General features: G+C 62.0%; 25 protein-coding genes. 18 read left to right on the top strand and 7 right to left on the bottom strand.

All coding sequences use genetic code 11. From position 1 onward, the window contains the following. Window position 1 precedes the first annotated feature (1 nt). From FHR70_RS05565 to acs, 9 genes are all read left to right on the top strand, one after another. A complete protein-coding gene (locus FHR70_RS05565) occupies window positions 2–292 on the top strand; it encodes a DUF2293 domain-containing protein (RefSeq protein WP_183447885.1) in 291 nt (96 codons plus the stop codon). Window positions 293–386: 94 nt separating this feature from the next. Next, the gene (locus tag FHR70_RS05570; protein ID WP_183447887.1) at window positions 387–1,886 is read left to right on the top strand and encodes a M64 family metallopeptidase; all 1,500 of its coding nucleotides are present in this window, start codon (window positions 387–389) and stop codon (window positions 1,884–1,886) included. Between the two features lie 92 nt (window positions 1,887–1,978). After that, complete coding sequence (locus FHR70_RS05575; RefSeq protein WP_183447889.1) at window positions 1,979–2,461, top strand: GNAT family N-acetyltransferase; 483 nt, start codon at window positions 1,979–1,981, stop codon at window positions 2,459–2,461. Continuing rightward, window positions 2,458–2,970, top strand: coding sequence for a dihydrofolate reductase (locus FHR70_RS05580; protein WP_183447891.1), 513 nt, complete (start codon window positions 2,458–2,460; stop codon window positions 2,968–2,970). Before FHR70_RS05575 ends, FHR70_RS05580 begins: the two co-directional genes overlap by 4 nt. 138 nt (window positions 2,971–3,108) lie before the next feature. Next, window positions 3,109–4,254: an FtsH protease activity modulator HflK gene (gene hflK / locus FHR70_RS05585; protein ID WP_183447893.1), complete on the top strand. Its 1,146-nt coding sequence runs from the start codon at window positions 3,109–3,111 to the stop codon at window positions 4,252–4,254. Next, on the top strand, window positions 4,251–5,192 hold the full coding sequence (gene hflC, locus FHR70_RS05590) for a protease modulator HflC (protein ID WP_183447895.1): 942 nt from the start codon (window positions 4,251–4,253) through the stop codon (window positions 5,190–5,192). The genes hflK and hflC overlap by 4 nt, the downstream gene beginning before the upstream one ends. Window positions 5,193–5,201: 9 nt before the next feature. Further along, window positions 5,202–5,393 (top strand): DUF2065 domain-containing protein, encoded by a 192-nt coding sequence (locus tag FHR70_RS05595; protein WP_036350916.1) that lies wholly within the window; start codon window positions 5,202–5,204, stop codon window positions 5,391–5,393. A gap of 88 nt (window positions 5,394–5,481) precedes the next feature. After that, complete coding sequence (locus FHR70_RS05600; protein WP_183447897.1) at window positions 5,482–6,999, top strand: DegQ family serine endoprotease; 1,518 nt, start codon at window positions 5,482–5,484, stop codon at window positions 6,997–6,999. A gap of 172 nt (window positions 7,000–7,171) precedes the next feature. After that, window positions 7,172–9,112: an acetate--CoA ligase gene (gene acs, locus FHR70_RS05605; protein ID WP_183447899.1), complete on the top strand. Its 1,941-nt coding sequence runs from the start codon at window positions 7,172–7,174 to the stop codon at window positions 9,110–9,112. Here acs and serB read toward each other — a convergent pair. Then, window positions 9,109–10,017: a phosphoserine phosphatase SerB gene (serB, locus tag FHR70_RS05610; protein WP_183447902.1), complete on the bottom strand. Its 909-nt coding sequence runs from the start codon at window positions 10,015–10,017 to the stop codon at window positions 9,109–9,111. The genes acs and serB overlap by 4 nt on opposite strands. Window positions 10,018–10,026: 9 nt before the next feature. Between serB and miaA the strand changes: the two genes are divergently transcribed. Then, complete coding sequence (miaA, locus tag FHR70_RS05615) at window positions 10,027–10,986, top strand: tRNA (adenosine(37)-N6)-dimethylallyltransferase MiaA (protein ID WP_210277521.1); 960 nt, start codon at window positions 10,027–10,029, stop codon at window positions 10,984–10,986. On the opposite strand, the gene FHR70_RS05620 is transcribed toward miaA, so the two are convergent. Then, the gene (locus FHR70_RS05620; protein ID WP_183447906.1) at window positions 10,943–11,773 is read right to left on the bottom strand and encodes an RMD1 family protein; all 831 of its coding nucleotides are present in this window, start codon (window positions 11,771–11,773) and stop codon (window positions 10,943–10,945) included. The two genes, miaA and FHR70_RS05620, sit on opposite strands and share 44 nt — an antisense overlap. 276 nt (window positions 11,774–12,049) lie before the next feature. Between FHR70_RS05620 and FHR70_RS05625 the strand changes: the two genes are divergently transcribed. The 3 genes from FHR70_RS05625 to ilvN are packed head-to-tail and all read left to right on the top strand — an operon-like array spanning window position 12,050 to window position 15,093. Further along, window positions 12,050–13,822 carry an acetolactate synthase 3 large subunit gene (locus FHR70_RS05625; RefSeq protein ID WP_183447908.1) on the top strand — a complete coding sequence of 591 codons (1,773 nt, stop codon included), beginning with the start codon at window positions 12,050–12,052 and terminating at the stop codon, window positions 13,820–13,822. Window positions 13,823–13,839: 17 nt separating this feature from the next. Then, entirely contained in the window at window positions 13,840–14,520 is a 681-nt protein-coding gene (locus FHR70_RS05630) for a glutathione S-transferase family protein (protein ID WP_183447910.1), read from the top strand. A gap of 30 nt (window positions 14,521–14,550) precedes the next feature. Further along, window positions 14,551–15,093, top strand: coding sequence for an acetolactate synthase small subunit (ilvN, locus tag FHR70_RS05635; RefSeq protein WP_183447912.1), 543 nt, complete (start codon window positions 14,551–14,553; stop codon window positions 15,091–15,093). Between the two features lie 3 nt (window positions 15,094–15,096). Here the strand turns inward: ilvN and FHR70_RS05640 are convergent, their stop codons facing one another. Further along, window positions 15,097–15,645: a DUF924 family protein gene (locus FHR70_RS05640; protein WP_183447914.1), complete on the bottom strand. Its 549-nt coding sequence runs from the start codon at window positions 15,643–15,645 to the stop codon at window positions 15,097–15,099. Window positions 15,646–15,925: 280 nt separating this feature from the next. Between FHR70_RS05640 and ilvC the strand changes: the two genes are divergently transcribed. Both ilvC and FHR70_RS05650 read left to right on the top strand, forming a co-directional pair. After that, entirely contained in the window at window positions 15,926–16,945 is a 1,020-nt protein-coding gene (gene ilvC / locus FHR70_RS05645) for a ketol-acid reductoisomerase (RefSeq protein ID WP_183448534.1), read from the top strand. Window positions 16,946–17,103: 158 nt separating this feature from the next. Next, window positions 17,104–18,855, top strand: coding sequence for a patatin-like phospholipase family protein (locus FHR70_RS05650; RefSeq protein WP_183447916.1), 1,752 nt, complete (start codon window positions 17,104–17,106; stop codon window positions 18,853–18,855). Between the two features lie 14 nt (window positions 18,856–18,869). On the opposite strand, the gene FHR70_RS05655 is transcribed toward FHR70_RS05650, so the two are convergent. The 3 genes from FHR70_RS05655 to FHR70_RS05665 all read right to left on the bottom strand — a co-directional run bounded on the left by FHR70_RS05655 (window position 18,870) and on the right by FHR70_RS05665 (window position 20,061). Then, window positions 18,870–19,040 (bottom strand): hypothetical protein, encoded by a 171-nt coding sequence (locus FHR70_RS05655; protein WP_183447918.1) that lies wholly within the window; start codon window positions 19,038–19,040, stop codon window positions 18,870–18,872. Window positions 19,041–19,319: 279 nt separating this feature from the next. Continuing rightward, the gene (locus FHR70_RS05660) at window positions 19,320–19,475 is read right to left on the bottom strand and encodes a hypothetical protein (protein WP_183447920.1); all 156 of its coding nucleotides are present in this window, start codon (window positions 19,473–19,475) and stop codon (window positions 19,320–19,322) included. Between the two features lie 64 nt (window positions 19,476–19,539). Next, window positions 19,540–20,061 carry a DedA family protein gene (locus FHR70_RS05665; RefSeq protein WP_183447922.1) on the bottom strand — a complete coding sequence of 174 codons (522 nt, stop codon included), beginning with the start codon at window positions 20,059–20,061 and terminating at the stop codon, window positions 19,540–19,542. Window positions 20,062–20,213: 152 nt separating this feature from the next. Between FHR70_RS05665 and pdxY the strand changes: the two genes are divergently transcribed. From pdxY to FHR70_RS05680, 3 genes are read left to right on the top strand one after another with little or no spacing between them, the layout of a single operon-like run. Next, the gene (pdxY, locus tag FHR70_RS05670) at window positions 20,214–21,062 is read left to right on the top strand and encodes a pyridoxal kinase PdxY (RefSeq protein ID WP_183447924.1); all 849 of its coding nucleotides are present in this window, start codon (window positions 20,214–20,216) and stop codon (window positions 21,060–21,062) included. 5 nt (window positions 21,063–21,067) lie between these two features. Further along, window positions 21,068–21,973 (top strand): PhzF family phenazine biosynthesis protein, encoded by a 906-nt coding sequence (locus FHR70_RS05675; RefSeq protein WP_183447926.1) that lies wholly within the window; start codon window positions 21,068–21,070, stop codon window positions 21,971–21,973. Beyond that, window positions 21,970–22,683: an NUDIX hydrolase gene (locus tag FHR70_RS05680; protein ID WP_183447928.1), complete on the top strand. Its 714-nt coding sequence runs from the start codon at window positions 21,970–21,972 to the stop codon at window positions 22,681–22,683. The genes FHR70_RS05675 and FHR70_RS05680 overlap by 4 nt, the downstream gene beginning before the upstream one ends. Here FHR70_RS05680 and FHR70_RS05685 read toward each other — a convergent pair. Further along, complete coding sequence (locus tag FHR70_RS05685) at window positions 22,674–22,979, bottom strand: hypothetical protein (protein WP_183447930.1); 306 nt, start codon at window positions 22,977–22,979, stop codon at window positions 22,674–22,676. The two genes, FHR70_RS05680 and FHR70_RS05685, sit on opposite strands and share 10 nt — an antisense overlap. Window positions 22,980–23,315: the final 336 nt, after the last annotated feature.

Consider the following 23,315-nt stretch of genomic DNA (forward strand, 5'->3'; position numbering starts at 1 on the left):
CATGAACAGGCGCGAAGCCATCGAGAGCGCCGTGCGCATCCTCGCTCCGCGCATTCCGCGGCACGAGTTCGAGGCAGTGACCGATCACGCGCTGGGCAGCCGCGGCCTGCACGCCGCCTCGCCGGAGGCGGCGGCCTGGCTGTCGATCACAGCCTATATCCGGCACAGTCTGACGGATTACGACACCCTTCTGGACGACGGCTACGATGTCGAGAGCGCCCGGTTCTTCGTGCTGGACGACATGAATGCAGTCCTTGAGGAGTGGGGCTCGCCGCGGCGGGTCATGGAATAGGAGCAAGCGGCTAGGTAGTCTGCACTGTTCAGGGCAGCCCCAGTCAGATAGGATAGACGATATACTGTATATTTCGCCTACCTGAGGATTTTGCGTGCCCTCACTTCGCCAGCTGCAGACGACAGGTTATAGTTCCAACCGCATCGATATAGTCTTCATGGGAGATGGCTACACATCTCCGGAGATTGCCACAACCTATACGGCCCAGGTTCGGGGCCTTCTGGGGTACATGTTCGATGGAGGCCTTCTGAGCGATCCCTTCGGGCGCTACAGAAACTTCTTCAACATTCATTCTATCGACATCATCTCGAATGAGTCTGGGGCCGATGATCCTGCCAATGGAATCTCTCGGGACACTGCTCTCGATGCGAGCTACAGCGGCCGTGCGCTGGGTGTCCGTCTCGATAAGGCGGATGCCATCGAGGATAATGTCCTTCGATACGCAGATTTTGCTTCCGAGATGCGCTTCATCCTCGTGAACAGCGAGAATTATGGTGGTGCAGGCTACGATTCCGGCATCTACTCGGCCGGACATTCCCAAGCCTATGAGATCGCCCTCCACGAGATCGGCCATGCCTTTGCGGGCCTGGGAGACGAGTACGATTATGGCGCTTCGGGATCCTATAGCGGTCCTGACCCTTCCTATGCCAATGTGACGAATGATCCTTCCGGCGCCAAATGGTCGGAGTGGCTGGGATACAACCAGCCTGGCATTGGGGTAATCGGGGCTTATGAAGGTGCCTATTATCATGCGGACGGTGCCTATCGTCCGTCTGTCGATTCAAAGATGAAAACCTTGGGTCGTCCCTTCGATGCCGTCGCAAGGGAGCAGTTCATCCTCAAATTCTATGAATTCGTCGATCCGCTGGACGGCTATACAGATCCCTGGAGCGTCCATCACAACCCATCCGATTTCTATGTGGATACAATCGACCCAAACGTAATCAAGGTCGATTGGACGCTGGACGGCAGAGCCTTCATCGATGCTGGCGAGACCTTCAGCCTAGCCCAGGATAACTACGGCTTCGGCACACATACCTTGCAGGCCCGTGCCTACGATCCCACAGATTGGGTGAGGGGAGACCGCAGTTCCCTGGAGCAGATTGTGACCTGGACCGTCACAAACGATTTGCTCCTCACGGGCGATAACGGATCGAACAATCTTCGGGGCAACGTGGTAGCCAACGAGGTTCAAGGCAGGGGCGGAAATGACAAGCTTTGGGGCGGAGCCGGCAATGACGTGCTGATCGGCGGAGCAGGGCGAGACGTCTTCGTGTTCGATCTTAAACCCAACAAGACGTCGAATAGGGACAGGATCGACGACTACAACGTCACTGCTGACACGGTCTGGCTCGACAATAAAGCTTTCACGAAGCTTGGAGCGGGTACCCTTCAGAAGCCAAAAAAGATCTCCTCCGACATGTTCGTCACCGCGTCTAGGGCCAAGGACCGGGAGGACAGAATTATCTATGACAAGAAGAAGGGCCTACTGCTCTATGACGCCGACGGGTCCGGGACGAAGTTTAAGTCGGTTGAGATAGCATCGCTCAGCAAAGGGCTGTCGATGGCATTCCACGATTTCTTCGTCATTTGAACAGCATCCGAAGCTGCGCAGGGCGGGGAACGGGAGTGGATGGCGGCCAAAGTGCCATTGGCGTCAAACCAGTGTTCCCGTAGAGAGGAAGGATGCCCCTCTCGATCCGACCTGCCATAGCGTCCGACGCGGCCCAGATCTTCCGCTTCATCCGGGAACTCGCCGATTATGAGCGCCTCGCGCATGAGGTCGATGCGACTGAAGCCGATCTTGCGAACGCACTCTTCGGTCCCAACCCTCGCGTCTTCGCGGATATTGCCGAGTGGGAGGGCGAGCCTGCCGGCTTCGCCCTGTGGTTCTATAATTTTTCCACCTTCCGCGGGCGCCACGGGATCTATCTCGAGGATCTCTTCGTCAGTCCCGAGTTCCGCTCCAAGGGAATCGGTCGGGCCCTGCTGCGGCATCTGGCACGCCGTTGCAGGGCGGAGGGGCTGGCGCGCCTCGAATGGTGGGTGCTCGACTGGAACGAGCCGGCCCTGAGGGTCTATCGCTCCATCGGGGCGATCCCCATGGACGAATGGACGGTGCAGCGTGTGACGGGCGAGACCCTACAACGACTGGCGGAGGAGCCATGACCCTACCTCTCATCCTTGTGGTCGCCATGGCCGAAAACGGCGTGATCGGGCGGGACAATCGTCTGCTCTGGCGGATCAAGACCGACATGGGACGCTTCCGCCGCCTCACCATGGGCAAACCGATGATCATGGGACGCAAGACGTTTCAATCGATCGGAAAGCCCCTGCCGGGCCGGGAGACCATCGTGCTGACCCGCGATGAAGGTTTCTCCGCCGAGGGCGTGCATGTGGTCCATACCTGGGAAGAGGCCGTTGCCAAAGGGGAGGAACTCGCAGGCAGGGCAGGAGCCGATGCGGTGGCTGTTGCCGGCGGAGCGGAGATCTATGCCCTGGCCCTGCCGCATGTGCAGGCTCTGTTCCTGACCGAGGTCCATACGGCGCCTGAGGGCGATGCTGTCTTTCCGTCCTTCGACCGGTCACAGTTTCGCGAGGTGAAGCGCGAGGACCATCCGAAAGGACCCGAGGACGAGCATCCGTTTACCTTTATTGATCTCGAAAGACGGCCTTGAGCCGTCTCAAGGTTGACGAAGCCGTTCGGAATCCCCAATTCGCAGGCTTGACAGGCGGAAGAGGCAACACCCACAACCGTCTCAAGTTTCTTATCGGCTGTCTCGGCCGGTCTCTTCGTAAGTGAGGAAAGGCGTCCTATGCCTTGGAGTAACCAAAGCGGCGGCGGTGGCCCCTGGGGGCAACGTGGCGGATCAGGAGGCGGCAAGAGCCCATGGGGCTCGGGTGGCCCGCAGGGGAACGGCAATCCCCCGGATCTCGAAGATATCCTGCGCCGCAGCCAGGACCGGCTGAAGGACTTCATTCCCGGCGGCTCCATGGGAGGTCGGGGTCTGATCATTCTCGTGTTGGGTGTCATTGCCGTCTGGCTGCTCACCGGCTTCTACACGGTGCGGCCGAACGAGGTTGGCATCAACATGATCTTCGGCCGCTTTACGGGAACGTCCGGCGAGGGTCTGCGCTACAACCTGCCTTATCCGATCGGCCGTGTGGTGAAGCCCAACGTCACCGCCCAGCAGCGGGTCGAAGTGGGGTACCGTTCCACTCCGACAGGGCAGGGCCGTGCGCGCGATGTGATCGAAGAGAGCCTGATGCTCACCGCTGACGAGAACATCGTCGATATCGATTTCGATGCGGTCTGGCAGATCAACCCGGCCCGTCCGCAGGATTATGTCTTCAACCTGCAGAACCCTGACGGTACCATCAAGTCGGTGGCTGAAAGCGCCATGCGCGAGGTCATCGGCCGCCGCAACATCCAGCCTATTCTCACCACCGAGCAGGCGAGCGTCGCCCAAGAAGTGCGCGAGATCATGCAGGAAGCCCTGGATGCCTATGGCGCCGGCGTGCTGATCAACGTGGTTCAGCTCCAGGCGGTCAGGCCGCCGTCGGAAGTGCAGCAGGCCTTCTTCGACGTAAACGCCGCCCAGCAGGATGCGGTGCGCGTCCAGAACGAGGCTGGCGCCTTCGCCAGCCGCGTCGTTCCGGAAGCCCGAGGCGAGGCCGCCCGCACCGTCCAGCAGGCCGAGGCCTATCGCGAGCAATCCGTCGCCGATGCCACCGGTCAGGCTGCCCGCTTCCGTCAGGTCTATGAGGAGTACCGCAAGGCTCCCGATGTCAGCCGCGAGCGCATCTTCCTTGAGACGATGGAGCGCGTCTTTGGAGGTCTCGACAAGATCATTGTCGATCAGAACGGTCAGGGTGTGGTGCCCTTCCTGCCGTTGACGCAAAACCAGCCGCGTCCGCAGCCTCAGGGCAATGCCGCCAACCCGCAGGGAGCCACGCGATGAACGGTTCAACTCTTCGCACAGGCCTCCTGATCCTGGTGGGCCTGATAGCCATTGTCCTCTACAGTTCAGTCTTCATTGTGCAGCAGACCCAGTACGCCCTGGTGCTGCGCTTCGGTGCCGTGCAATCCGCGATCTCGGAGCCTGGCCTGAAGTTCAAGCTGCCGCTGGTCGACAACGTCACCTACTTTGAAAAGCGGGTGCTCGATCTCGACCTGCCGGTCCAGACACTGCTGTCGGCCGACCGACAGAATCTCGAGGTCGATGCCTTCACGCGCTACCGGATTGTTGATCCGCTGCGGTTCTACCAGGCGGTCGGCAACATCGCTTTGGCCAACCAGCGTCTGCAGAGCTTCACCAATTCGGCGATGCGTAATGTGCTGGCCGGTGCATCCCGTGACGCCATCGTTCGCACGGAGCGTGCGGCTCTGATGGAACGGATCCAGGAAGACGTGAACCGGCAGGCACGCAATCTCGGCATCGAGATGATCGACGTGCGCCTGACCCGTGTCGATCTTCCGGCCGCCAACAGCCAGGCGGTCTATCAGCGGATGCGCACCGAGCGTGAGCGCGAGGCCGCCGATATCCGAGCCAATGGCCAGCAGCAGGCCCAGACCATCCGGGCCCGCGCCGAGCGCGAGGCGACGGTGATCCGGGCAGAAGCGAACCGGACGGCCGAGGAGCTGCGCGGTAAGGGGGATGCCGACCGCAACCGTATCCTCGCGGAAGCCTTTACCCTCGACCCGGACTTCTTCTCCTTCTATCGCTCCATGCAGGCTTACGAGGCAGGGTTGAAGGCAGGCGATACCCGTCTCGTCCTGAGCCCCGACTCGGAATTCTTCCGCTACTTCAACGATCCGGCGGGTCGGGGAAATGGTGGCGGGACTGCTGCCCGGCCGGCTCCGGCGCCAGTGCCGGCCCAACCGGCTCCAGCTCAATAAGCCCGTCTGATGTTGGACTTGATTGCAGCCCTCGGCCTCGCTCTCGCGGTCGAGGGCATTCTATTTGCTGCCTTCCCTGACGGGATGCGCCGGGCCATGTATGAGGCGGCTCACAGCCCCAGCGACCAGATGCGGATTGTCGGCATCATATCGGCCGTGCTCGGCCTCGGGGTGATCTGGCTTGTGCGTCAGTTCGGCTGAGCGGCGATCAAGCTGCCGCCTTGCTACCCGCTTGAATGCCGGGGCCAAGCACCAATCTATATCCACAAACTCCGAAAGAGGATTGTCGATGAACAAAGCCACGAACGCGCTGGCACCTTCCAAGGAGGTGCTTTCCCAGCGTCCCCTGCGCCGGCTTGCCGCTTCCTGCTTCGCGGTCGTGACACTGGTCGCGACGGCGATGCCGCTGCCGGCCTATGCCCGCTCGGCTCCTGAATCCTTTGCCGATCTGGCTGAGGAGGTTACGGGCGCCGTGGTCAACATCTCGGCCTCGACTACGGTCGAAGCCCGCAACCGCACCCTGCCGCAGCTTCCGCCGGGGACGCCTTTTGAGGATCTTTTCGAGGAGTTCTTCAACCGTCGCGGCCAGAATGGCGGTCCCGGCGGTGACAGCACCCCGTCGCGTCCCCGCAGCTCAAACTCGCTCGGCTCCGGCTTCGTGATCGATCCGTCCGGCATCGTGGTGACGAACAATCACGTGATCGGCGACGCCAACGACATCAGCGTGATCTTCCCCGATGGGACGCGCCTGAAGGCGGAGATCGTCGGCAAGGACTCCAAAGTCGATCTGGCCGTCCTGAAGGTGAAGTCCGACAAGCCCCTCAAGGCGGTGAAGTTTGGTGATTCCGAGACTATCCGACCGGGTGACTGGGTCATGGCGATCGGAAATCCCTTCGGCCTCGGTGGCTCCGTCACGGCCGGCATCGTGTCGGCGCGCGGCCGCAACATCGAGTCCGGTCCGTACGACAACTACATCCAGACCGATGCCTCCATCAACAAGGGCAATTCCGGCGGTCCGCTCTTCAACATGAACGGCGAGGTCATCGGCATCAACACGGCGATCCTGTCGCCCACGGGCGGCTCGGTCGGCATCGGCTTCGCGGTTCCGGCTTCCACTGCAGTGCCAATCATCGATCAGCTGCGCCAGTTCGGCGAGACCCGTCGCGGCTGGCTTGGCGTGCGCATCCAGAACGTGGATGATGCCACCGCCGAGGCCCTGAATCTCGGCACGGCACGGGGTGCGCTTGTCGCCGGCATCGACGACAAGGGGCCGGCCAAGCCAGCCGGCATCGAGGTGGGTGACGTGATCGTCCGTTTCGACGGCAGGGAAGTGAAGGATTCTCGTGATCTTCCGCGCATCGTCGCCTCCTCGCCCGTGGGCAAGGCGGTCGATGTGACGATCATTCGCAAGGGTCAGGAGATTACCCGTCAGGTGACCCTGGGACGCCTGGAGGACACCGAGAAGCAGGCCAGTCTGCAGCAGCCCTCGACCGAGCCCCCGACGGCAACCCGCCAGGCTCTCGGCCTCAACATGTCCGGCATGACCGACGAGCTGCGCCGCCGCTTCAGCTTGAAGGACGATCTGAAAGGTGTGGTGATCACCCGCGTCGACCCGAACTCGGCTGCTTCCGACAAGCGGATCCAGGCCGGTGAAGTGATCGTGGAGGTCAACCAGGAGCCGGTCACGAGCCCGGCCGACGTGACAAAGAAGATCGACGATCTCAAGGCTCAGAACCGCAAGTCGGCACTGCTTCTCGTGGCGAATGCCCAGGGCGAGGTTCGTTTCGTGGCGCTGTCTATCGAATAAGCCAGTCGCTATCGGATCCGAAAGGGCGGCCCAAGGGCCGCCCTTTTTGCATGTCTCTTCTGTTCTTTATTAAGAACAATACGGTTGACATAAAGGCCAGATCCGAGGATTGAGGGGTGACTTTCCCTCAACCGCAGGTCCGACCAGGCTGCGGGTGCAAGATCATAACACCATGACCCAGCGTGTCTTTCCCGTTCCTAATGTTTTGAAGTCGACAACCCGTGTGGATCTGCAGACCTATCAGAATCTCTATCGGCGCTCGCTGGAGGAACCGGAGAGCTTCTGGCGCGAGCAGGCGAGAATCCTTGATTGGGTGAAGCCCTTCACGACAGTGAAGAAAACGCACTACTCGCCCGACAACGTCACCATCGAGTGGTTCGCCGATGGAGCGCTGAATGCCTGCTTCAACTGCCTCGATCGCCATGCTCGGGAACGCGGTGACGATGTGGCGATCCTGTGGGAGGCTGACACGCCCGGCGAGACACGGCGCGTCACTTGGAGCGATCTTCAGCAGGAGGTTTCACGCCTCGCCAACGCCCTGGAGCGTCTCGGCGTGAACAAGGGTGATTTCGTCAGTGTCTATCTGCCGGTCGTGCCGGAAGCCATCGCCGCGATGCTGGCCTGCGCTCGGATTGGTGCCGTCCATTCAGTAGTGTTCAGCGGCTTCTCGTCAGAGGCTCTGGCCGGGCGGATCGAAGACTGCCGCTCGCGGGTTCTGATTACCGCCGACGAAGGCATGCGGGCCGGCAAGCACGTGCCGCTCAAGAAGAACGCGGATGCCGCCCTGCAAAACCTGCCCTTCGTCGAGCATGTGCTCGTGGTGCGTCGTACGGGCCGGGATGTTCCCATGACGCCCGGGCGGGACCGCTGGTACGACGAGGCGCTGGCCGAAGTCTCTGCCGAATGTCCGCCTGTCGAGGTCGGCGCGGAGGATCCGCTCTTCGTGCTCTACACCTCCGGTTCGACGGGCAAGCCGAAGGGCATGCTGCATACGACAGGTGGCTATCTCGTGCATGCTGCCACGAGCTTCAGGGCGATGTTCGACTATCGCCCCGGTGACATCCACTTCTGCACGGCGGATGTGGGCTGGGTGACGGCGCATACCTATCTGATCTACGGGCCACTTGCGAACGGCGCCACCATCGTGTTGTTCGAGGGTGTGCCGACATGGCCCGATGCCTCGCGCTGGTGGCAGATCATTGAGACCTATAGAGTCAACATCTTCTACACCGCGCCGACCGCCATCCGCTCGCTGATGCGTGAGGGAGAGGCACCGGTGCGTAAGCACGATCTCTCGTCTCTTCGGGTGATGGGCTCCGTGGGCGAGCCGATCAATCCCGAGGCGTGGCTCTGGTATCATGAGATTGTGGGGGGAGGGCGCTGCCCCATCATCGATACTTACTGGCAGACGGAAACGGGAGCCGTGCTGCTGTGCCCGCTGCCCGGTGCCACGGATCTGAAGCCCGGTTCGGCCGCGAAGCCCTTCTTCGGCGTTCGCCCTGCTTTGCTCAATAGCGACGGCGCTCCCGTTGATGGCGAGGGAAGCGGCAATCTGTGCTTCGGTGATTCCTGGCCGGGGCAGGCCCGCACCATCCTGGGGGATCGCGAGCGCTTCCTGAAAACGTACTTCACTACATTCCCGGGCTATTATTTTACGGGTGACGGCGCGCGGCGCGATGCGGACGGCTATTACTGGATCACCGGCCGCTTGGACGATGTGATCAACGTCTCGGGTCACAGGCTCGGAACTGTGGAAGTCGAGACCGCGCTTGCGTCGCATGCATCGGTTGCGGAAGCTGCCGTCGTGGGCATGCCGCACGAGATCAAGGGGCAGGGTATCTTTGCTTTCGTCACCCTGAAGGATGGCGTGATCGAGAGCGATGAGCTGCGGCGCGAGCTCGTTCAGATCGTGCGCACCCGCATCGGTCCCATCGCCACGCCGGACCGCATCGAATGGGCGCCTCAGTTGCCCAAGAACCGCTCCGGCAAGATCCTGCGACGCATCCTCACGCGCATTGCGGCAGGCGATTTCGAGAACCACGGCGACACATCGACAGTGGCCGATCCGGCAGTGGTGGCAGAAATCGTCCGGCGGGTTCAGGTGAGCGCTTAGTTCTGAGCGATCTCGTCCGCCTTGTAGCCCTGGATGTAAAGGAGCGCCGAGAGATCGGCATGATCGACCCGCGCATGGGCTGCAGCAGCCACTGCAGGCTTGGCCCGGAAGGCTATTCCTAAGCCCGCTTCTCCCAGCATGGCGAGATCGTTGGCGCCATCGCCTACGGCCATCGTCTCGTGCGGAGCCAAACTGAGGCGGGTGCGGAGCTCGATCAGGGTCGCAAGCTTTGCCTCACGGCCGAGGATCGGCTCCTCGACAAGGCCGGCGAGCCTCTCGCCGTTGAGGATGAGGCGGTTGGAGCGGTCCTCATGGAAGCCGATCGTTGCCCCGATGGGGCCGGTGAACAGCGTGAATCCGCCGGAGACGAGGCAGGTATAGGCACCATTGGCGCGCATCGTCTTGACGACAGCCGTTCCACCAGGCGTGAGGGTGATGCGCTTCTCGATGATCTCGACGACCACGTTCACAGGCAGGTTCTTCAACAGCGCTACCCGTTCGCGCAAAGCCGGCTCGAAGGCGATCTCGCCGCGCATGGCGCGCTCCGTGATCTCGGAGACCTCGGCTTTCAGCCCGACATAATCGGCCAGCTCGTCGATGCATTCCTGGCCGATCATGGTGGAATCCATGTCGGCGAGGAACAGGCGCTTGCGACGGCGGGCTGACGGCTGGACGACGATGTCGATGGGTTGACCCTCTAGGGCTTGGCGTAGTGCGGCCTCGATCGCCTTGGCGTCCTGTGGGCCGGATATCATCAGATCCGCCGCGATTCCCCTTGCCAGAACAGTCTGTTCCGTCTCTTGTCCGAGCGTCCGGGCAGCCAAATCCACGATCTCGTCGGTGATGGCTGGCTGGGACGGGTTGGCGACCAGGGTCGCGACGAGGGAATACTGGGGAGACGTCATTGGGGAGGCCTGACAGTGAGTGACGTTCGGGTCGGCGCGGTTCTCATCGCAGGGCCGACTGCTTCAGGCAAGTCCGCATTGGGCATCAGGCTGGCCCAGGCTCTCGATGGTGTCGTGATCAATGCCGATTCCATGCAGGTCTACCGCGACCTGCGCGTGATCACGGCCCGTCCGACCCCTGACGACGAAGCCCAGGCTCCCCATTGTCTCTACGGCCATGTGGATGCTGCCGTGAACTTTTCCGTTGGGCGCTATGTGGCGGACGCCGTCCAGGTTCTGCGGGAGATCAAGGGCAAGAGCCTGCCGATCTTCGTGGGTGGCACCGGCCTCTACTTCAAGGCCCTGACGGAGGGGCTGTCCGGCATGCCGCCCGTCCCGGAAGAGGTGCGCGAGCAGGTGCGCCGGGAGAGCGAGGGACTGGAGACGCCCGAGTTGCACCATCTCCTCTCCGAGCGTGATCCCGAGACGGCCCGGTCCCTTCGCCCCACTGACCGGCTGCGCCTCCAGCGGGCTCTTGAGATATTTGCCGCAACTGGTCGCCCGCTCGTGTCCTTCCACGGCGCTCGCGAACCGGGACCTCTGGCGGATCGCCCCGTCGTCAAGCTCTTCCTCGCCCCGGACCGGGACGAGCTGCGCCGGCGGATCGACCGGCGGTTCGAAGCCATGATGGAGCAGGGGGCGCTCGACGAGGTGAGGGCGCTGGGTGAGCGCTATCTCGATACCATGCTCCCGGCCATGCGGGCTCACGGCGTGCCCGGTCTCCTGGCCTATCTGCGGGGGGAGCTTTCCCTCGATGAAGCTGTCGCCAAAGGACAGGGGGATACGCGGCGCTATGCCAAGCGCCAGTTCACCTGGTTCCGGCACCAGCTGCCGGATTGGCAATGGGTTGCACCCGAGCAGGGTTTTGAGGCGGTGATGACCCGCCTCAATGCCCCGTCAGATAGCCCACCGCCATCTGATAGAAGGTGATGAAGATCTCGAACACGATCAGGAGGACGATGATCAGTTCGAGGCGCAGGGACCGCTCGGTGTCGATGATGTCGGTCAGAGCCTGTGCGGTATCGCCGAGAACCTCGAGCTTGCGATGGAGGGCGGCTGCCCGCTCCTTCAGCTCGTACTCGTCCTCGAGGCGGGCGTAGAGACGCTCCAGGTCCGGGCGGTCCCAAAGAACGTCCGGCTTCTCCTCCACGGCCACGCCGCCGGACATGCGCTGACGGACGAGGAGGGCTTGGCCGACCTGCTTGAGGATCCTGCGGCGGTCGCGGGGGCGTCGCCCCTGTTCGGCGAGGTGCTGAACGGAAGGCTCGACCAGCTCGAAGGCGGCGGTGGCCTCCCGCTCGTCGCGGGCGAGGGTGGCGCTTTTCGACAGCGCATCCGCAATGACGAGCAGCCGCTCGGTGGACATCTGCTTGATGTAGATAGGGCCGCCCGGAGGGATCTGATCGTCCCGGTCGGGGGAGATCTCGATGATCGCGGTCTCCTCCTCATGACGGGCGAATTCGCCGGAGATCCGCTGGCGCAGGCTGCGGATCACCTCGTCCTCTTCCAGAGGCGTGAGACCAACCAGAACCGCCACACCGTAACGGAAGAGGGCCACGAAGCCCTCCTGCCCAGCCCGGAAGGCAAGAGGCGTCGTGGATAGTACATCGCTGCGCTCCAGCCCTGCCACGTCAAGGCGATCGCCGAGGAGGAGGGCGCGGGCGGTGAGGCGCAGGTTCTGCGTCGGAGCCTGGGTGGAAGAGGTGGTATCGGTCATGGCCATACGACTAAAATAGGGGGCCTAGCCTAAAAGCTAAGCCGCCTCGCGCCAAGTTGCCCCTGCTTGACCGAATGACATGGATCGTTTAACTTCTGCGCAACTTTCGAAATTAAGAGCTGCCCCAATGCGCAAGCTTATTCTCGTAGTACGAGCGCCATCGACGGAGCGGGATTGACCCGCAGGTCCGGCGATGGCGCACAGGCCCCCTCAGGGGCCTTTTTTATTGCCCAGATTTCTTGAGACACAGCAGACAAGACCGACGGAGCGAGGCCCATGAGCGAGACGATGACCGGAGCCGAAATGGTGATCCGAGCCCTGCAGGATCAGGGAGTTGACCATATCTTCGGGTATCCGGGCGGCGCGGTTCTCCCCATTTACGATGCGCTCTTCCATCAGGAGAAGGTGCGGCACGTTCTCGTCCGCCACGAGCAGGGCGCGGTCCACGCGGCCGAGGGCTATGCCCGCTCCTCAGGCAGGCCGGGCGTGGTGCTGGTGACGTCCGGACCCGGCGCAACCAACGCGATCACGGGTCTTGCCGATGCGATGATGGACTCGATCCCGCTGGTCTGCATCACCGGTCAGGTGCCGACCCACCTCATCGGCTCCGATGCGTTCCAGGAATGTGACACGGTGGGCATCACGCGCCACTGCACGAAGCACAATTATCTCGTCAAATCCATCGAGGATCTGCCCCGTGTCCTGCACGAAGCCTTCTACGTGGCGCAGAACGGGCGCCCGGGTCCTGTCGTGGTCGATCTGCCGAAGGACATCCAGTTCAAGACTGGAGCTTATGTGCGGCCCCTGAGCAACCAGCATAAGACCTACCGCCCCACCGTAAAGGGCGACATGGAGCATATCCGTGCGGCCATCGAGCTGATGGCCAATGCCAAGCGGCCGGTCTTCTATACGGGTGGCGGCGTCGTCAACTCCGGACCGCATGCCGCGACGCTGCTACGCGAGTTCGTGCGGCTCACGGGCTTTCCCATTACCTCGACCCTGATGGGTCTTGGCGCCTATCCGGCCTCCGACAATCAATGGCTCGGCATGCTCGGCATGCACGGCACCTACGAGGCCAATCTCGCGATGCATGAATGCGACGTGATGATCAATATCGGGGCGCGTTTCGACGACCGCATCACGGGCCGCCTCGATGCCTTCTCGCCGTTTTCCAAGCGCATCCACGTGGACATCGACCCGTCGTCCATCAACAAGACCGTGAAGGTCGATATCCCGATCGTCGGCGACTGCGCCCATGTGCTGGAAGACATGGTGCGCCTGTGGCGACAGGGCGCGCATCAGGCCGACAAGGCCGCGCTGAAGGATTGGTGGAGCAAGATCGAGGGCTGGCGTGCCCGCAACTGCCTCGCGTTCCGAAATTCTACTGAGACCATCAAGCCGCAATATGCGATCCAGCGTCTTTACGAACTCACGAAGGACCGTGAGACCTATGTCACCACCGAGGTAGGCCAGCACCAGATGTGGGCGGCCCAGTACTTCAGGTTCGAGGAGCCGAACCGCTGGATGACTTCTGGCGGCCATGGTACCATGGGCTACGGTCTGCCGGCTGCCGTCGGTGCGCAGCTCGCGCATCCCGATGCGCTGGTGATCGACATCGCCGGCGAAGCCTCGATCCAGATGATGCTGCAGGAAATGTCGACCGCCCTGCAGTACAACCTGCCGATCAAGGTGTTCATCCTCAACAACGAGTACATGGGCATGGTGCGCCAGTGGCAGGAGCTGCTGCATGGCGGGCGCTACTCGCAAAGTTATTCCGAGTCGCTGCCCGATTTCGTGAAGCTCGCCGAAGCCTATGGCGGCGTCGGAATCCGCTGCGACAAGCCGGGTGATCTCGATGCGAAGATCATGGAGATGACCAACGTGAACCGCCCGGTGATCTTCGACTGCATCGTGGACAAGACCGAGAACTGCTTCCCGATGATCCCGTCGGGCAAAGCGCACAACGAAATGCTGCTCAACGATTATCTCGGCGAGACGGGGGCTGATATCGGTTCCGTGATCGACGAGAAGGGCAAGATGCTGGTTTGACCCGGAAAGTGTGACTCATGCCCACCCTCGTCATCGCCAACAAGTGCTACTCGTCCTGGTCCTTGCGTCCTTGGCTGCTGATGAAGCAGCTCGGCGTTGCTTTTGATGAGATCACCATTCCTCTCGACTTGCCGGACACGAAGGAGAAGGTGCTCAAGCACTCGCCGGCCGGCAAAGTGCCGATCCTCATCGACGGTGACGTGACCGTATGGGAGAGCATCGCGATCATGGAATATGTGGGCGATGCGCTTGGCAAGCCTGCCTGGCCGCAGGGTACCAAAGCCCGCGCCATGGCGCGCTCGGTTGCCGCTGAAATGCATGCGGGATTCCAGGGCTTGCGCAACACCTGCCCAATGAATCTCGGCAAGAAATTTGCGGGCAAGGATCGCGGCGAGGCTGTCGCGCGGGATGTAGCGCGCTTTTCCGAGATCGTGCACCAGGCGCGTGAGCGCTTCGGCGCCGGCGGTCCGTTCCTGTTCGGGGCGTTCTCGGCAGCGGACGCGATGTATGCGCCGCTTGTAACGCGCCTCGACACCTATTCCATCGCTCTCGATGCCACGACGCGCGCTTATGTAGACACGATCCTGTCGCTTCCAGCCTTCCAGGAATGGCGCGCTGCCGCCATGAAGGAAGAGTGGATCGTTGACGCCGACGAGATCGATGAGGATGCAATCGAAGATTACCGCAGGGCGGCCTGAGGCTCAAAGGACAGATCGGGAAACAAAACTATGCTCCAGATGAAAACTCATTATCCCGATGCGACCCGCGTCGAGCCCTCCAACCGGCACACGCTGGCCATCATCGTCGACAACGAGCCAGGCGTTCTCGCCCGCATTGCCGGCCTGTTCTCAGGACGGGGCTACAACATCGAGAGCCTGACCGTCACCGAGACGGAGCATGAGGCGCACATTTCCCGCATCACGGTCGTGACCACGGGCACCGACAGCATCATCCAGCAGATCAAGAGCCAGTTGGAACGCCTTGTGCCCGTGCACCGGGTGGTGGACCTTACCCTCACGGGTGAAGCGGTGGAGCGTGAGCTGTGCCTCGTGAAGGTTGTGGGCAAGGGCGATCATCGCGTTGAGGCCATGCGCCTGGCTTCGGCCTTCGGTGCGCGCACGCTGGACGCGACGCTGACTTCGTTTGTTTACGAACTCACGGGCACGACGGACGAGGTCGAGCGCTTCATCAAGTTGATGACGGCTGTTGGTCTGGTTGAGGTGTCCCGCACCGGCGTTGCCGCCATGGCGCGCGGTGCCGAGGGGGTGTGATCGTCACCCCCTGAAGTCACTTTCCTTCAGGAACGCCTCCTCCTCCGGTGTGGTCTCACGACCCAGGATGACATTGCGGTGGGGAAAGCGGCCGAAGCGGGCGACGATGTCGTGATGGTGGTGGGCATACTTGACGGAATCCTCTGCACCGAGGGCTTCGTTCAGAACCACCGAGCGCTCCTGATCTGCCAAGGATTCGGAGTGCATGAAGGGCAGGTAGAAGAACCGGCGGAAGAGCGGTTCCACCTTGTGGTCAAAGCCCCGCTCAATGGCGCGGTCCGCTGCCATGAGGGCGACCGGATCGGTCTTGTAGGTTTCGCGCAGTCCCCGGAACATGTTCCGGGGAAACTGGTCGAGGAGAAGAATGACGGCGAGCGCTCCCTCCGGGGTAAGCTCCCACTCGTTGAGATCGCCTCTCGCGGCGGCCTCGTAGGTGGACATGAAGCGGTCACGGCAGGCTTGGTCGAAGGCTTCATCCTTCGAAAACCACTTCTCCGGACCGGCTTCGCGCCAGAATGAGACGACTTCGTCGGGAGTGGCAAGGCGCTGCATGGGGGCTTTGTCCTTCTCGGTCGGGAGATGAGATTTGAATCTAGAGCATAGGGGAGCGGTTTGAACTCTCCAGGCTCGGATCGTTTGAGGCGGAACAGGCGTACCCTGCACCAGATACAGGAAAGAGTCGCAGTTTTGCTACAAACAGCAACTTGTCAGCGCAGTTTTATTCGCTAAAAGCGGCGTCTGATAAATCAATGTTGCGTCAGCTCCATTCGGGCGATGCAGCGTCAACGAAGGCCGGGGGAAAGCCCCCTTTAGGATAAGGGACTTGAAGACCATGCGTGTCTATTACGATCGCGACGCAGACATCAACCTGATCAAGGGCAAGAAGGTCGCCATCGTCGGCTATGGCAGCCAGGGTCATGCCCATACGCTGAACCTGCGCGATTCCGGCGTGAAGGACATCGTGGTGGCGCTCCGCAAGGGCTCGCCCTCGGCGGCTAAGGCCGAGAAAGCCGGTATCAAGGTCATGGAAGTGGCCGAGGCCGCCAAGTGGGCAGACGTGGTCATGATGCTGACCCCCGACGAACTGCAGGCCGACATCTACCGCACCGAACTGCAGGACAACATGAAGCAGGGGGCCGCGCTCCTCTTCGCCCACGGCCTGAACGTCCACTTCAACCTGATCGAACCCCGCAAGGACCTCGACGTGCTCATGGTGGCCCCGAAAGGCCCCGGTCACACGGTTCGTTCCGAGTACCAGCGCGGCGGCGGCGTGCCGACCCTCATCGCGATCCACCAGGATGCCACGGGCAATGCCCACGACATCGCGCTATCCTACGCGTCGGCTAACGGCGGCGGTCGCGCCGGCATCATTGAGACCTCCTTCAAGGAAGAGTGCGAGACCGACCTCTTCGGCGAGCAGGTGGTGCTCTGCGGCGGCCTCGTCGAGCTGATCAAGGCCGGCTTCGAGACCCTGGTCGAGGCGGGCTACGCTCCCGAGATGGCCTATTTCGAGTGCCTGCACGAAGTGAAGCTGATCGTCGACCTCATCTACGAGGGCGGCATCGCCAACATGAACTACTCGATCTCGAACACCGCCGAGTACGGCGAGTACGTGACAGGGCCGCGGATCATTACGGCTGAGACGAAGGCCGAGATGAAGCGCGTCCTGGAGGACATCCAGTCCGGCAAGTTCACCCGCGATTGGATGCTCGAGAACAAGGTCAACCAGACATCCTTCAAGGCCACCCGTGCCCGCAACGCCGCCCATCCGATCGAGGATGTCGGTTCCCGCCTGCGCGACATGATGCCTTGGATCAAGGAAAAGGCCCTGGTCGATAAGAGCCGGAACTAAGGATCACGTGGCGGGGTAGGGTGATGAAACCTTGTTCCCTCAGGAACGAGGCTTCGCCTCTGCCCCGTCCGTTATTCCCTTGCCCTAAGCCGGATGTGGATTTGCGGGGCTGCTCGTTTCCCGCTAGTGGGCTCTGGAACGCAAGCATCCGATAGCCCATGAGAGCATCGATTCTGACCGAAGACCTGCTGGAATTCGAGACCCCCCTTTGGGCGGATCTCGATCCGGTCGCGCGCCTCGAGCTCCAGGCGGAACTCCAGCAGATGGTTCTTCCGGGAGGCTCGGTCCTGTTCCAGGAAGGCGATCCGGCGGACGCGCTATACATGCTCGTGTCAGGGGCTCTCGGGGTTTCCATCCAGGGCAGCCATGGGGAGCAAAAGCGCGTCGCGCGCATCTTTCCACCGGAAACGATCGGGGAAATGGCCCTGATCTCGCATGCCCCTCGTTCGGCCAGTGTCACGGCCTTGCGGGACTCGGTGCTTCTCAAGCTGACCCGAGAAGCCTTCGAGCGTTTGGTTAAGCGTTGCCCCACCGTCATGGTCTACTTGTCACGGCTCCTCGCCGACAGGCTTCGCACGACGACCCGCAGTGCTCCCATCACTTTCAAACCGACTACCTTCGCCATTGTGCCGGTCACCCAGGGCGTGGAAGTGGCCGACTTCGCCCATGCATTTCTGGAGGAGATGCGGCGCAGTCACGGAAGAAGGATCGATCTCCTCGATGCAATGCCGTCGGAGGAGGACGAGAACTGGCTCTATCGCTTCGAGGCCGGCCGGGAAAGCGTCATCTATGTCGCCTCCGAGACGTCGGGCTCTTGGACCGGGCGCTGCATCCGCCATGCCGACCATGTCATGTTTCTGGCCTGCCCGGGTCAGCCACTGGCCCTCGAGGCGGAGGCGCTGGCCAGCGCCGTATCCTCCTGGCGGCGTCATGACCTTGTTCTGCTTCAGAAGGCGGATGCCTCCCGCCCGTTGCCTGCGCATCCGTCGCTCGCCGCTCTTCCGGTGGATCAGCGAATTCAGGTGCGGGCGAAAAGCCCGGCCGATCTGCAGCGCCTCATTCGCACATCAAGCGGGCGCGCTGTCGGAGTGGTGCTGGCTGGGGGAGGAGCGCGAGGCTTCGCTCATCTCGGGGCAATTCGGGCCCTGCGCGAATATGGCTTCCCCATCGATCTCGTCGGTGGCACCAGCATCGGGTCCGTCATGGCCGCAACGGCCGCCATCCAGATTGGACTTGACGAGGCCAAGGACCTCATGCGGGAGGCCTTCGTCCGGAACCCGCCGCTTAACGACTACACGCTCCCGCTTATCGCCTTAGTAAGAGGCAAGAAGGTCGATGCGCGGCTGTTCGAGCATTTTGGCGACCGGAATATCGAGGATCTCTGGCTGCCGTTCTTCTGCGTGTCGTCCAACCTGACGACCGGCACAACCCATGTTCACCGTCAGGGCCCGCTCTGGCGCGCCCTGAGGGCGAGCCTTGCCATTCCAGGCCTGCTGCCGCCGGTCATCGAGCCGGAGGGCGTGCTTGTGGACGGAGCTATGATGAACAACCTGCCGGCGGACATCATGGCCGACCTGCAGAGAGGCCCTGTCCTTGGTATTGATGTGGCGCGGGACGTTGCCTTCACCACAGCCGGCGAGGAGGAGAAGAAGGCGCCGTTCCTCCGCCGGCTCCTTGGGCTTCCGGCTCAGGCGCCGGATATCGTCAGTCTGCTCTACCGGGCGGCGACGATTTCCAGCGATGCCCAGACACTCAAGGCCCGCGCTCATGCGGCCCTTGTCATTCACCCTCCGCTGGCCGACGTGCCACTCAGGGGGTGGGAGCAGTTCGAGAGGGTGGTCGAGATCGGCTACGATCACACACGGGACAGGATCGAGGCGGGCGCTCTCGATCTCTTCAAGGCTGCCTGAGGATCATTCAGGTCCTACAGGCGGTGCCCCGTCATGGCAGCCGAAGCTCCCAGAAGACAGAGGGCGAAGCCCAGCCTTTCCGAGCGGTGCCGGCAGAACCGGTAAACAGCATAGCTGCTGCCGAGAACCAGGATCAGGCACCAGAGATCCTGCATCAGGTGATTGACCTTAGTCGAGCCAAGCAAGGGTTGAGCCGTCCTCCAACTCTCAGCCATCCAGAGCCCAGAATAGACGAGAGACGAGAAACTCCACACATAGGCCCACCATCTGGCCGGCAGGCCCGTCGTGAGGGGATGCCTCTCCCCGGAAAGGGGATTTGATGCGAGATCCGCGTAAGTGTCAGGTGATGAGATCGTCACAGCAGCATTCCGAAATGTTATAGCCAAGGTGCTATCATCGCGGAACGTTGCTGTGACCTACGGAAACAGACAGGTTGGGGGTATTTAGATCGAGAATGCCTCGATCTATTGCTGGTTGCTCTTCGTGTTCTGAGCCTTGTTGTTATCCTGCTTGCCGGGATCCTTGCGGTTCTTCATCGTGCCGCCCGAGCCGCGTGCATGGTCGTCGAGGTGCTTCTTGCTCTCGCCGGAATTGTCGCCGTTCATCTTGCCTTTGCCCATAAAGGCCTCCTTTGGTGATGGATGTTAATGAGCCCTTGGGGCGCAGGTTCCCGGGTGCGCCGCCCTACCACAGCAGGTATTCCGCCAGCCCCGCGCCGGGCGCGAGGATCACGAAGGCCCAGACAGATGCCGAGGCAAGGTTGGCAGCCTGAAACAGCACTCCCGGCATGAGGAAGATGCCTGCGATCAGGGCAATGACGGCCCGGATCGGTCCGAAGAACCGTCCCAGGAACACGGCCCAGGGGCCAAAGCGCTGGAAGAAGTCCTCACCCCGCACGATCAGCTTGGGATTGCGGGACAGCGGCCATACTCCATAGGCCGCCTTCTTGTAGCGCTTGCCGATGGCATAGGAGACCCAATTGCCCAGAAAGGCGCCAACGACGGCGCCTGCCCAAGCCTGCCAGAACGGGATGTCGGCTGCTGCCAGGACGAAGCCCACAGCGATCAGGATCGTCATGGTTGGCAGGAGCAAGGACACGAAGGCAAGGGACTCGCCAAAGGTCATCAGAGCGAGCACGAAGGGGGCATAGGCTTGGTGGGCTTGGACAAATTCCAGAACACTGTTCTTCCAAAGCTCGATATCCATCGATCCGATCCGGCTCCTTCGTCGCTGGTGTGCATATAAGCAATTGCCGTGGATCACATAGATCCAATCGCCTTTGTGATGAATAGGATCACATCACACAATTTGAAGCAGCGGCCATGTTGCGCTAACCCGTACTCAAGGGGGCAAGAGCCATGAACGTTCTCTCGATCCAATCCCATGTCGCCTATGGTCACGTGGGTAACGCCTCGGCGGTCTTTCCGATGCAGCGCCTCGGCGTCGAGGTGTGGCCCATTCATACAGTCCAGTTCTCCAACCACACCGGTTACGGCTCCTGGAAGGGCCGCGTCTTCGATGGTCCCGCCATCGAGGATCTGGTGGAGGGCATTGCCGAACGCGGGGTGCTCGGTCGCTGCGACGGTGTCCTCTCCGGCTATATGGGATCTGCCGATATCGGCAATGCCATCCTGTCGGCCGTTGCGCGGGTGCGGTCTCTTAACCTGGATGCCCTCTATTGCTGCGATCCGGTGATCGGGGATGTGGGGCGCGGCGTGTTCGTGCGCCCCGGCATTCCGGAATTCATGCGTGAGCAGGCGGTACCTGCAGCCGACATCATCACACCGAACCAGTTCGAACTGGATTACCTATCGGGCCTCACGGTACAGACCCTCGAGGATGTGAAGAAGGCGGTCACAATCGTCCACGGAATAGGCCCCAGAGTCATCCTCGTCACGTCCGTCGAGACGAAGGAGACGCCGTCTGACAGCGTGGACCTCATCGCCGCGGAGAACGGGCGCTTCTGGCGCGTCCGGACGCCGAAGCTGTCGCTCTCCGTCAACGGGGCAGGGGATGCCATTGCGGCGCTCTTTTTCGTTCATTACGCCCGCACACGCTCCGCATCGATGGCCCTTGCCGAAGCCTCGGCATCTGTCTACGGCTTGCTCAAGCGCACGGACGAGGCAGGCTCCCGCGAGATCCTGACCATCGCGGCACAGGATGAGTTCGTCTCGCCCACTCGGCGCTTCGATGTTGAAGAGGTTTGATCCGCATGTCCCGCCGCTTTGTCACCCTGGATGTTTTTACGGGCGAGCGCTTCGCCGGAAATCCTCTCGCTGTCGTGCTTGATGCCGAAGGCCTCGACACGGCCGCGATGCAGAGGATTGCGAAGGAGTTCAATCTCTCCGAAACGGTCTTTGTTTTCTCGGCTTCCGAGCCGCGCCAGCGGGCCGATATCCGCATCTTCACGCCGGCACGCGAGTTGCCCTTCGCCGGTCATCCGACTGTGGGAACGGCCGTGCTTCTGGCTCTTCTGGACCAGGGCGGCCAGCCCGGCGCCGTGGCTTTCGGTTTGAAGGAACAGGTCGGGATCGTACCCTGCGCCGTCGAGGTGGCGGATGAGGCGAGCGGTACGGCGCGCTTCCGTCTGCCGCGCTTGCCCTTCGTTTGGGGCGAGGGCAAAGACTCTACGGCCTGCGCATGGGCGCTCGGCCTTGATCCGACGGAGATCGGCTTCGACCGGCACATTCCAAGCCGCCATTCGGCAGGCGTCGCGTATGACCTTGTCCCTGTCTCCTCGCTTGAAGCATTGGCGAAATCTAAACCTCAGGGTGAGGCTTTCGACAGGGCGTTCGGCGACAGCGACCACCCGGCACCTTATGTCTATGCCCGAATCCCCCAGGCAGACGGCTTACGCTTTCGCGCCCGCATGTTCGGATTGGGGATGGGCATTGTCGAAGACCCGGCGACAGGTTCTGCTGCGGCCGCCTTCGCGGGCGCTCTCATGCAATGCGAGCCTCTGGGTGACGGCGAGCACGACATCGTCATCGAACAGGGTGTCGAGATGGGGCGCCCGAGCGAGATCAGGCTTCAGCTTGTCATCAAGGATGGAGCGCTTGCTTCCGCCGAGATCGGCGGCGGTGCCGTGATGGTGAGCCGCGGCGAGATTCTCGCGTGAATCGCGACATCGAGATCCGGCGCGTCTCTCGTGTCGAGGCGTCTTGCCGCCCTTTCGACTGGGCCTGGCCCAAGCAGAACCGGCAGTTCATCTCGGAGAACTGGAAGCGGCGCACCGTAGGGAAACCGCAGATGTTCAACGGACGCGTGCTGCTGCTGCAGGACGTGGCCTTTGAACGGGATCTCTGCCGCAACACCTATTTCGAGGTGGATTACGCCGACTTCGTCGCCTGGATCGATAAGGGCTATCCTGATCCTGCCATTGCCAACGGCTTTGCCATGGGCGCGCTGCGCGGGTCCGACGGCGCTTACATCTGCGGCGTGATGGGCAACGGCACGACAAATGCGGGCCGCGTCTATTTCGCGGCCGGCACGCCCGATCCTTCCGATCTGCGGTCCGACGGCACCGTCGATCTTGCCACCAGCCTCACCCGGGAGCTTGCTGAGGAGACGGGCCTGCAGGAAGGCGAATATCACGTGGATGATGAATGGATCATCGTCCAGCGCTGGCCGACCATCGCCCTCCTGCGCATGGTGACCCTGCCGGTGCCGGCGGAGGAGGGCGCGGCCAAGATCCGCGCCAACATCGCCCGGCAGCACGAGCCCGAACTGCAGGATGTACGCATCATCCGCGGGGCAGGGGACATCGACCCCGAGCGAATGCCGTTCTTCCTGCAGTCCTTCTTCGGCTGGGTTTTCGATCAAAGATAACCGTGTCGCGCCTTCGTGGCGTTGACCATCCGGACAGCCTCTGCATCGCGTCCTGCGGCACAGGCAGCCTCGGCCTGAACGAGTTCGCGATCCACCCGGTTGTAGACGGATTGGTTCACATGGCCCATGGCAAGGTCATTGCTCATGACGGCGCGGTAGCGGCTAATTTCGCCAGTGCATCCGGTGCCGGAGCTGCCGGCCATGACGCCGGTGCTGACGGGTGCGGTGGCGGTCTGATTGCAGGCGGCCAGCATGAGGGCGCCAGTCAGGAGCAGGGTGGGGGTGACGATCTTCATGGGTTCATCTCCTCAGCGAACTTCGTGGGCAAGGAACAAAGGCCAAGCTTCGTCTGTTCTAGGGCACTTTCCCGAGAGACCAGTCTCGCCGAGCTTCGAGTCATAACCCATCTGATCGACAATCCTTTGCTTTTCATTTGTTTCAACGACTTGCCTTTTGAAAGGCGCGCCATTACAAACAAGCCCGTTGTTCGCGGCTCAAGCCTGCGGCCGAGGAGGATTTGGGCAGCGATGATCATCGGCTCCCCCAGCGCAAGCATGAACGGCACCGCTTCCGCGGCCGCTCGCGCGCGTCTTCTTGGCCTCCTTCTCCTTAGCTGCCCCTGAGGGTCGGCT

Origin of the sequence: Microvirga lupini (assembly GCF_014191055.1) — a bacterium.
GTDB classification, from domain to species: Bacteria; Pseudomonadota; Alphaproteobacteria; order Rhizobiales; family Beijerinckiaceae; genus Microvirga; species Microvirga lupini_A.